The sequence below is a fragment of the Metabacillus sp. 84 genome, assembly GCF_050107715.1.
Lineage (GTDB): Bacteria > Bacillota > Bacilli > Bacillales > Bacillaceae > Metabacillus_B.
Genome location: NZ_JBNILN010000006.1, coordinates 200872 through 210574, shown reverse-complemented (window position 1 = coordinate 210574; position 9703 = coordinate 200872). Strand labels below are relative to the sequence as shown.

The window sequence follows — 9703 nt, the reverse complement described above, 5'->3', positions numbered from 1 at the left end:
TTTTATTTAAAAACTGATTCAATGCGACAATAAAAAAAAGAACAAAACATTTCGGATACTTGAAGCACCACAAACCTTACGGTTTTCAGTGGTACTCCGTATCCGACCTCACTTTCATCCCACACCTAAAGGAATGGGCTTTCCCGTTCGGAAAATCTGTAAACCGGCATGTAAATAAATTCACTGTTCTGAAGCAGCCTGACTGTTTTATCTAAATCCGCTTCATCGTGAAGCCCGGCCATTACGTCTATGATTGGCTTGGCGCATAATCCACTTACAGAGGTACTTCCAATGTGTTCGAATCTCGGTTTAAGGGATCCAACCAATTCCTGAAGTCTTGCTTTTATACGTTCAAAATCTGCCGGCCAGCTTTCCCGGTATGAAACAAGCTCAATTTTCATCGCTTTATATATCCTTCTTTTAAATCCCATACCCGGACAGACCTGGCGTTCACTTTTCCTCCTTCAGCGAACAACCTGATTCCCCTGCTCTCTTTATCAGGATAAATCCTTGAAGTCATGACCGTTTCTCCGCCGTTTATAAACACCTCAATAGACGATCTGTCAAGAAACAGATGCACAGACAGAGTTTTTGAACGGGTAAGCTCAGCTTCCCGCAAGCCTCCGCCAGGTCCTTTCCCGCTCCTCTCTCTGTCCAGAGTAAGCTTGAGAGAGTTTAGATCAGCTTTAAGAACGGTTTCTTCATTTTCTCCGCATCTGACTTTTATTCCAAATGACTCCAAGGCTTCGTCATCAATGCAAAACTCGGCTGCAATTTCTGCCATTTCCCCAAAGCCGATCGTGATCTCGTCTTCAATGATTGTATCCTGCATTGAAACTGTCTGGAAAGCTCTTAAGGATTCGAGCTCAGCAACAGGGTTCATTAGCAGCCTTCCTTCTTTGCTTAAAGAGATAACCCGGGGAATTGTCAGCGCCCCAGCCCATCCATCGCTTTTAGACGGCATGTCCTGCTCCCACATATCCATCCAGCCAATCAGTATACGCCTTCCGCTATCATCAAGGAACGTTTGAGCTGCATAAAAATCGTGTCCTTTATCCAGTTCTATAAAAGAGCCATATGTATAAGAAAATGTCTGTTCGTTAAATTCCCCTACAAAATAGCCTGTTTGCTTCAGATTTGCATACAGCGGACCTTCCTGCTCCATGCCTTCCGGTGAAATTAACAGGATATGCTTCCCGTGGAGTTCAAATAAATCAGGGCATTCCCACATATACCCCAGATTTTCCCCTTTATTTTCAGCAAGCACCCCGCAATACTCCCATTCAAGCAGGTTATGGGATTTGTATAAAAGAACATTCCCCATTCCATTCTTCTGAGAGCCAAGGACCATATACCAGGCTGTTCCCTCTCTCCAAACCTTAGGGTCTCTGAAATGGCTTGACCCTTCAAGAGGAATTTCATCCAGCACAGGATTCTCCTTCTCTTTTATAAAAGTTATTCCGTCTTTGCTTCTTGCGAGGCACTGAACCTGCTTCAGTTCCTTTTTCTCCTCATCCAGCCATACATTGCCCGTGTAGATTAAGGTTAGCATTCCGTTATCATTCACTGCACTGCCGGAAAAGCAGCCATCCCGATCATATTCCTCGTAAGGAGCCAGTGCAGGCGGCAGCTGCTCCCAATGAACAAGATCCTTGCTTTTCACATGCCCCCAGTACATCGGGCCCCAGTCTGCACTAAATGGATGATGCTGATAAAAGACATGATATTCGCCATTGAACTGGATGAGCCCATTCGGATCATTAATCCAATTAGAGGGTGAAGAGATATGGTATCCAAGTCTATAGCCCAATTTGCTGCTTTTCGTCCCTTTCTCTGACACTATCCGGTCCGCTTCTCTAAGCTTGTCTGCATATTGTTTATCCATCGTTTATCCCCCTTGAAGATCACGTCATCTTTCTATCATCTTCGCACGGATTCCAACTTTTTTCTACGAAAACATCAAGTACCCTTAACATGCACGAAGATGAGAAAAAATGACATGCAAAAAGCCTTGATTCTTAGAGAATCAAGGCTTTAAATAGTCAAGTCAGAAAATTAAAGTTTTACAACGTTTTCTGCTTGAGGTCCGCGTTGACCTTCAACAACGTTGAATTCTACTTTTTGGCCTTCTTCAAGAGTTTTGAAGCCTTCGCCTTGGATAGCGCTGAAGTGAACGAATACATCGTTGCCGTCTTCTAGCTGGATGAATCCGAAGCCTTTTTCTGAGTTAAACCATTTTACTGTACCTGTTTCCATGTTGGTACCTCCAAAAATTTATTTATGCTCATTTCCATTTTACCTGTGTAAATAAAAAATTCACATACAATAAGCAGCATCCCTAAAGTGTCACGTGAGATACATCCCTATTGTATGTGAACTTCAATAAAGGAGATGGAACACTTTAACTTTACATATATCATCATACTATATTTAAATAAAAAGTACAACCTTACAAATAAAATAATTGAAAAAGGAAGGGACAATTCAGGATGAAATGGACATTTTTTGCTTTGTTGATTTATGCCTTGTTTTTTGCAACCGGTCAGGGCGGGATGGAAGACCCGATCTTGCAGGCTTTTCTATCAGGTGAATTCGGCAAGCTGGACCCTCTCGTCACTATGGTTTTTTCATTCCTTGGCATCTTTCCTTTTTTTTGGACCGCTCTTTACTTCCGAAGTGATCAGTATGCCGTTCCTGCCTGGCCATTTGCACTGCTGTCTTTTGGGCTGGGAGCCTTCGCTCTGCTTCCTTATTTGTTTTTCAGAAAGAAAGAAAAGAAAGCTCGTCCGCGGGTCCAAAACATTGGCTATGCCCTTTCAAGCAGATGGGCCATGCTCACTCTCCTGCTGATTACACTATTTCTTTACATATACGGGCTTTTATTTGGAAGTTTCATCGGATATAAGGAAGCTTTTTTACAGTCCAGCCTCGTCAGTGTAATGACAGTGGACTTTCTGCTGCTCGTCATTTATTCCTGGTGGTGGATCAGGAAAGAAGCGCCTGGGAAAGAATGGCTTTGCTTTTTCCCTCTCTCCGGAGCACTTATTGCCTGTGCCATTTCATTAAGAAAAGACCGTCAGCGCTGACGGTCTTTATTGTTTACTCAGTATTCTCTGTTTCAGCTAGCACGCGGTTAACGCGCTTCTCCAGCATTTTCATCCCGCTGCCGCCTGCCTGAAAGTGACGCAGATTTCCTTCTTTGTCGAAAACATAATAAGCAGGTACATATTGATTTTCAAAGGCATTAGTAAGACTATGTTCACTGTCAACAAAAATTGGCTGGTGAATGCCATGCTCTTCAGCCGTTTTCTTTATGGCTTCCATATTTAAATCATCTTCCGAGCGGGGCATATGGACAGCTACCACATTCAGTTTTTCCTTATAGTCATCACGGAATTGATTCACTTGAGGCATAGCTTCTTTGCACAGGTGGCAGCTTACAGACCAGAAATGGATCAATGTAGGCTTTTCCCCTGTGAGATCTTCTTTTGTCACTTGGCCGTTCAGCCATTCTGTTGCGCCGTCTAATTCCGGCATTGGTGCACGAAGTTTCATTGTAATCCTCCAAGTCGCAGTATAGTAAGAAAAAGGCCTAACCAGCAGTTAGACCTTCTCCTATTTGATTCTCTAACCTCTTATAGAGTGGATTGTCCTGGTTTCCAGTTCGCCGGGCAAAGCCCGCCGGTTTGAAGTGCTTGAAGAACACGAAGTGTTTCATCTACATCGCGTCCAATGTTGTTGTGGAACACGGTTTGGTATTGAAGCTCTCCTTCAGGATTGATAATGAAAAGGCCGCGAAGTGCTACTCCCTCATCTTCAATCAAAACACCATAATCGCGTGAAACGGAATGGTTTGTGTCTGCAGCAAGCGGATAGCGAAGATCTCCAAGACCGTTATCTTTACGGTCTGTGTTGATCCACGCAAGGTGAGTATGAATCGTGTCTGTAGACAAACCGATTACTTCAGCATCCAAATCTTCAAATTCATCATAGCGATCAGACATAGCTGTGATCTCAGTTGGACAAACAAATGTAAAGTCCATTGGATAGAAGAAAAGTACTGTCCATTTATCGTTTTTCATGTTTTCCTCAAGACTGACTTTGCCAAATTCCTTGTTCGCCATTACAGCTTCCATTTCAAAACGGGGTGCTTGTTTTCCTACCATACGTTCTGCCATAGTAAATCCCTCCAGTATGTATTGAAGCAATTGAGAAAAAAACAAGTCCTTTCTCAACAACTAATCATTTTTTACATTGCCTATTATAGCAGATAGCTATTTTTAGTCAATATTAAATGATAATGAATTTAATTAGCTGCTTAAATTTGCGTACTCTTTTAGATATTCCCCAACTTCTGTGAATAATAACGGTTATTGTTTTAAATGTGAAAAAACCTATGGTAAACTTGTCAATGAATTTTCTGAATCAAGAGCATAATAAGTTTAACATGGCGGATGAAGGGTAACAAAATGATTAGCTTATCTACTAATGTGTAAGTAAAGAAAGGATAATGCAAATGGATATTATACAAAATATTGATTGGGCTGGACTGCTGACCAATGCAGGAGTCATCGTATTAAAGCTTGTCGTCATTCTAGTTGCGTTTTTGATTGTCAAAGCGATTGGAAAGCGAATCATTGAACGGGCCTTTCAGAAAGTGCAGAGCCGTCAGCAAGTTTCACCCGGGCGGGCAATGACGCTTCAAAGTCTTTCATTGAATGTATTTGGCTACATACTGATTTTTATTTTTGTCGTCATGGTCTTCCAAGTATTTGAATACGATGCAACAGCCCTCCTTGCAGGAGCCGGAGTTATCGGCCTTGCCATCGGATTTGGAGCACAGGGTCTTGTCAGTGATGTTGTGACCGGTTTCTTCCTGCTTCTTGAAAGGCAGCTTGACGTTGGTGACTACATTACAACAGCCGGCTTCTCGGGGATTGTTGAACAGGTCGGTCTCCGCACCACCCAGATTCGGGGCTTTGACGGCACGCTGCACTATGTACCGAACCGTGAAATCACTAATCTGAGTAACCATACGAGAGGAAATATGAGAGCGCTTGTGGATATTGGAATCTCATACGATGACGATATTGACCGTGCCATTAAGGTTATGCAGAATGTCTGCGACCAAGTAGCCGCTGAAATGCCAGCAATTGTCGAAGGACCTAACGTGATCGGCGTTCAGGCACTTGGCGCTTCTGATGTTGTAATCCGCGTTATAGCGAAGACAGAGAACGGCGAACAATGGGGCGCGGAACGTGCATTAAGAAAAGCCTTTAAAGAGGCATTTGATGCAAACGGGATCGAAATTCCGTTTCCTCATCAGGTCTATGTTGAGAAAAAGGATCCTGCCGCCAGCAGAGAGCATTGAAAAAGAGCCTGACAGGGCTCTTTTTTACATGCTGTCTACATCCATAATTTTCCAAAATATTTAATGATTGCTTTACTATCAGGCAAAACCAGCAGGAGCCGGTTTTGCTACTGATTAAAACGGTGCTGAACCTGCTGGCAGATTTCTTCTGCCGATAATCCGCTTGCTTCTATTACAGATCCTTCCGTTACCGTGTTGCTGATTCCCATTACGTTATTGTCCTGGCCTGTAACAATGCAGCAGTCGCATCCTTGAGCGTCTTCTTCACTTCTCAAACTGACAACGTCATACCCCATTGAACGTAGTGCTTCCTCTACATTGGTTAATGATTGTTCTACACCTATTCTTGGCATAAAAACACCTCCTGTCTGATAAGGTGCCACAGACAAGAGGTGTTTATTCCAATATTTAGGATTTAAAATCAAAATAATCAACCATCGTCCGCAACGCTGTTTCCATTATAGATTCCTCGGGCTGGAGCTTGCTGTGATGAAGACCGTAGGGAGAGCCTGCGCCAAGCCAAAACATAAAGCCCGGAATTTCTGACAGAAAATAACCGAAATCCTCTCCTGTCATTGCTTCCTTGCTCTTTTCGAATGCAGCATAAGGAAGCTGGTCAGCGAACGCAATAAATTCATGAGTGAGCTCTGCGTCATTGTATACTTGATGATACATCGCCCCATAATCAATGGTTGCCTCACAATGAAAGGCAGTTTCCAGTCCCTTTACAAGAGCTTCAATCCGTTCCTTTACCCGTCCCATTGATGCGACGGACAAAGTCCGGATCGTGCCTTCCAGCCGGGCCTTCTCTGCTATAATGTTCTGCACCGTACCTCCGGTGATTTTACCGACTGTGATGACAGCGCTGTCGAGGGGGTCTACATTCCTTGAAATTATCGTCTGGAACTGTCCGACTAGCTGGCTCGCTGCGACAATCATGTCATTTGCAGTATGAGGATAGGCTGCGTGCCCGCCTTTGCCCTTTAAATCGATAAACAGCTCGGATGTGTTGGCAAACAGCAGTCCCGGCTTAGTCGCGATTGTGCCTGCCGGCAGCTCAGGAGCGATATGCAGCGCCGTTATAAAATCCGGTCTCCACATACGAAATTCTTCGCTTTCCATCATCGGCTGTGCTCCTCCAGGACCCTCTTCTGCAGGCTGAAATAGTACCACCAGGTCATCGGCCATCGGATGTTGAATAAAATGCTCTGCGATCCCAAGACCGATTGTCATATGCAGGTCATGCCCGCAAGCGTGCATCATTCCTTCGTGACTGGATGAAAACGGATAGCCGGTTTCCTCCTGGATTGGAAGTCCGTCGATATCGGCCCGGTACCCCATCACTTTCGAAGGATTCGTCCCTTTCACTTTCACGAGAAGCCCGGTCCTCCATTTTTTTAATTCAAACCGGCCCCCGGGAAGGTGTTCAAAAAAACGCAGCAAATAATTTTGAGTTTTATATTCCTTAAAGCCCGGCTCGGGTATTTGATGAAGATCCCTGCGGATGACAGTAAGTTGTTCAAGTGAGAGCATGCATAATCAGCCTCCAGAAAGATATAGCAATGCGCGGGTGTCCGGCACCCGCGCATTGCTTCTTTAGCTCCTTAAAGCTGGCGAAGCTCTTGTTTAATTTCAATTTTAGATTTTGTTTTTTCGTCAATGTCTTTAATTTTTTTTGCGGGTGTACCGGCTACTACTGTGTAGGGGGCTACATCCTCCACTACGATTGCCCCGGCAGCAACAACCGCTCCTTTTCCTACAGTTACACCTTCAAGAATGACAGCATTAGCACCTACCAGCACATCATCTTCAATGACGACCGGCTTTGCGGATGGAGGCTCGATTACCCCTGCAAGAACGGATCCTGCGCCAATGTGGCAGTTTTTTCCGACTGTCGCTCTACCTCCCATAACAACGTTCATGTCAATCATCGTACCTTCGCCGATCACAGAACCGATGTTAATCGATGCGCCCATCATGATGACTGCATTATCTCCGATTTCAACTTGATCGCGAATGATCGCACCAGGCTCAATGCGTGCTTTAATGCCCTTCATGTCCAGCAAAGGAATCGCAGAGTTGCGTCGGTCATTTTCGACGACAAAATCTTCAATTTTGCCCGCATTCGCTTCAATTGCTTCTTGGATTTCGGCCCATTCACCGAAAACAACCCCGCTCGCTCCGTTAAGAAACGTTTTAGAGGAAGCACCGAAATTGATTCCTTCTACGTCCCCTTTTACGTAAACCTTTACCGGTGTTGACTTTGTGCTATTTTGAATAAATGAAATAATCTCATTTGCATCCATCATTTTCATATGTATTTCCCTCCGTCTTATGTCATATCATTTTTACTCTATCAAACGGAACCTCCGATTGACAAGCAATTTCATAGCGAGAGGGCCAGTGCCTTCTCTGAAAATTGCCAGCCAAAGTCTTTGCAGAGCAGTTCTTCGTCCCTATCAGGACTAAATTCTATCTTAAGGGGATCAAGCACCAAGATTCCGCCCTGCTGTTTAATACACTCTGCAAGCGTGTCGGCAGCTCCGCAAAAATGTTCATAAGAGTGATCTCCTGAACCAAACACTGCAAAGAATTTACCTGTTAAGTCCATTTCTCTCATGTCATCATATAGATCTAAAAATTCATCAGGCAGATCTCCATCTCCCCATGTATAGGCTCCAAGGATGATTCGATTGTATGTTTTAAGCACCTCTGAATCGGCATCCAGTGCTTCCAGCTTGGTTATATTCATTCCTTTCCCTGTTAACCCTTCTCCAATCAAATCAGCGATTGCCTCGGTGTTCCCAGACATACTTGCATACAAAATTAATACTTTGCTCATTTTCATCCTCCTTCATTAATGGACGTAACCTGTTGTTTCCGAAGACTGCACATATTTGGATTCATATAAAGCAGAAACAAAGAACTCTTCTTTCCGGTTGGCAATTCCAAAACCGTGGCCCTTAATTGTGTCTGAAAGGATGAGTTTTTTCTCACACAAATCAATTTTATAAATACGTGAATAACCAAATTCATCCTGGCTGGATGTTGTATAGATGACTCCCTCATCCAGAGAGATATTTAGGAATGACGCTTCTTGAACTCTACTTGAAAAAGAGTGCGGATTTCTGTATCTGCCTGTTAAAGGCAGCATTTCTATTGCTCCCCTGCCCCCATGTGCTGAACCTTTAGCTGCCAGCAGAAAGCTGTCTTCTACAACAAGCATGGAAGAAACCATTGCTTTCGTTTCTTCCTTTAGTAGCATCGTCTCCCGAGAAAGCAAATCAGCTATCCAAATCCCTCCATTCACATCATGAATTTGAGTTCCTGCAAGCAAAAAGCCGCTGTAAAAGCACAAAGAACGAATAACTGGTTTATCCTCAAGGTGAGCGAAAATGGGATAGGAGGACCAGCTTGATCCAAAGTCAGAGGAAAAGTAGACCGTGTGCTTCCCGTGTGCCGCCACCATGCCTTCCTTGCTTACGGCTATAGACCAAATTGCTGCATTTGTAGGAAGGATAGCCGATGTCCAAGTTCTTCCATTGTCCATCGATCTCATGATCAGCCCTCTGTCTCCCCCTCCAAAAATTATCCCTCCATAGGTGGCGATCGAACGGATTCTCTCCCTAGTTTTAAGGAGACTTCTCCAATCTCCTGCCGGTGAGTACTTGTAAAGACCTTCATTTCTAACAGCCACGGCAAATCCTTCATCCATCATATTTTCTACAGCGGTTGCTCCTTTATGAAACACGATGAGCATCCTCCTCTGCCCTGGTCCATTTAATAAAGCTTTTGGCAAACGTCCTGCACATTGCCTGCTGAGTATCATCATCCGGCGACAGTTCAACTTTTAAAATATCAGGGAATACGTCAGCTCCTGCTCTCTTAAATGCTCTGGATAAAATAGCTGCAGCTTCGCAAAATTTCGGATAGCTTCTGTCTCCCGATCCAAAAAAAGCAGATTTTACCATTGAAAAATCTGCTTCTGCCCATTCTTCTGCAAGGTCTTCAATCTCATATGGCAAATCGCCGTCACCCCATGTATACGTTCCTGCTGCAACCAAATCATATGATTGTATCTCACTAATCTGGAGTTCCTCCAGTGTTTTTAAATGGATTACAAGGTTTTCATCCTTCAATTCATTTTCGATTAGCCGTGCAATGTCTTCGGTGTTGCCAGACATGGTGGCAAACGCAATCAGCAGTTTTTTCATTAGATCCTCCAAATGATAATGATTTTCATTTTCATACTTACAATATAATTGATAATGATTATCATAGTCAATAAGAGATTAAAAAAAGACAGCCATCTGACTGTCTTTCCACTGCTGT

General features: G+C 43.8%; 13 protein-coding genes. 2 read left to right on the top strand and 11 right to left on the bottom strand.

Translation table 11 applies throughout. The features are described 5' to 3' along the window. Window positions 1–125: 125 nt before the first annotated feature. The 3 genes from ACQCV8_RS13225 to ACQCV8_RS13215 form a co-directional block, all read right to left on the bottom strand. Window positions 126–401 carry a GrpB family protein gene (locus tag ACQCV8_RS13225; protein WP_426845108.1) on the bottom strand — a complete coding sequence of 92 codons (276 nt, stop codon included), beginning with the start codon at window positions 399–401 and terminating at the stop codon, window positions 126–128. Next, entirely contained in the window at window positions 398–1885 is a 1488-nt protein-coding gene (locus ACQCV8_RS13220) for a glycoside hydrolase family 32 protein (RefSeq protein ID WP_426845107.1), read from the bottom strand. The genes ACQCV8_RS13225 and ACQCV8_RS13220 overlap by 4 nt, the downstream gene beginning before the upstream one ends. A 170-nt stretch (window positions 1886–2055) precedes the next feature. Next, window positions 2056–2256, bottom strand: a complete 201-nt coding sequence (locus ACQCV8_RS13215; RefSeq protein ID WP_123915956.1) for a cold-shock protein — start codon at window positions 2254–2256, stop codon at window positions 2056–2058. Window positions 2257–2489: 233 nt separating this feature from the next. On the opposite strand from ACQCV8_RS13215, the gene ACQCV8_RS13210 reads away from it, so the two are divergent. After that, the gene (locus ACQCV8_RS13210) at window positions 2490–3086 is read left to right on the top strand and encodes a hypothetical protein (protein WP_426845106.1); all 597 of its coding nucleotides are present in this window, start codon (window positions 2490–2492) and stop codon (window positions 3084–3086) included. Between the two features lie 13 nt (window positions 3087–3099). On the opposite strand, the gene ACQCV8_RS13205 is transcribed toward ACQCV8_RS13210, so the two are convergent. Both ACQCV8_RS13205 and ahpA read right to left on the bottom strand, forming a co-directional pair. Beyond that, window positions 3100–3555, bottom strand: a complete 456-nt coding sequence (locus ACQCV8_RS13205; RefSeq protein ID WP_426845105.1) for a TlpA family protein disulfide reductase — start codon at window positions 3553–3555, stop codon at window positions 3100–3102. Between the two features lie 80 nt (window positions 3556–3635). Next, window positions 3636–4178 (bottom strand): biofilm-specific peroxidase AhpA, encoded by a 543-nt coding sequence (gene ahpA / locus ACQCV8_RS13200; RefSeq protein ID WP_426845104.1) that lies wholly within the window; start codon window positions 4176–4178, stop codon window positions 3636–3638. 338 nt (window positions 4179–4516) lie between these two features. Between ahpA and ACQCV8_RS13195 the strand changes: the two genes are divergently transcribed. After that, the gene (locus ACQCV8_RS13195; RefSeq protein WP_426845103.1) at window positions 4517–5371 is read left to right on the top strand and encodes a mechanosensitive ion channel family protein; all 855 of its coding nucleotides are present in this window, start codon (window positions 4517–4519) and stop codon (window positions 5369–5371) included. A 107-nt stretch (window positions 5372–5478) separates the two neighbouring features. Here ACQCV8_RS13195 and ACQCV8_RS13190 read toward each other — a convergent pair whose 3' ends face one another. The 6 genes from ACQCV8_RS13190 to ACQCV8_RS13165 form a co-directional block, all read right to left on the bottom strand. Continuing rightward, window positions 5479–5724, bottom strand: a complete 246-nt coding sequence (locus ACQCV8_RS13190) for a YkuS family protein (protein ID WP_426845102.1) — start codon at window positions 5722–5724, stop codon at window positions 5479–5481. Between the two features lie 55 nt (window positions 5725–5779). Continuing rightward, window positions 5780–6904 (bottom strand): N-acetyldiaminopimelate deacetylase, encoded by a 1125-nt coding sequence (locus ACQCV8_RS13185; protein ID WP_426845101.1) that lies wholly within the window; start codon window positions 6902–6904, stop codon window positions 5780–5782. Between the two features lie 71 nt (window positions 6905–6975). Next, a complete protein-coding gene (gene dapD, locus ACQCV8_RS13180; protein ID WP_426845100.1) occupies window positions 6976–7686 on the bottom strand; it encodes a 2,3,4,5-tetrahydropyridine-2,6-dicarboxylate N-acetyltransferase in 711 nt (236 codons plus the stop codon). A gap of 71 nt (window positions 7687–7757) precedes the next feature. Continuing rightward, entirely contained in the window at window positions 7758–8213 is a 456-nt protein-coding gene (locus tag ACQCV8_RS13175) for a flavodoxin (RefSeq protein WP_426845099.1), read from the bottom strand. A gap of 15 nt (window positions 8214–8228) precedes the next feature. Beyond that, window positions 8229–9122: an exo-alpha-sialidase gene (locus ACQCV8_RS13170; protein ID WP_426845098.1), complete on the bottom strand. Its 894-nt coding sequence runs from the start codon at window positions 9120–9122 to the stop codon at window positions 8229–8231. Continuing rightward, the gene (locus ACQCV8_RS13165; RefSeq protein WP_426845097.1) at window positions 9112–9585 is read right to left on the bottom strand and encodes a flavodoxin domain-containing protein; all 474 of its coding nucleotides are present in this window, start codon (window positions 9583–9585) and stop codon (window positions 9112–9114) included. The genes ACQCV8_RS13170 and ACQCV8_RS13165 overlap by 11 nt, the downstream gene beginning before the upstream one ends. Between the last annotated feature and the right edge of the window lie 118 nt (window positions 9586–9703).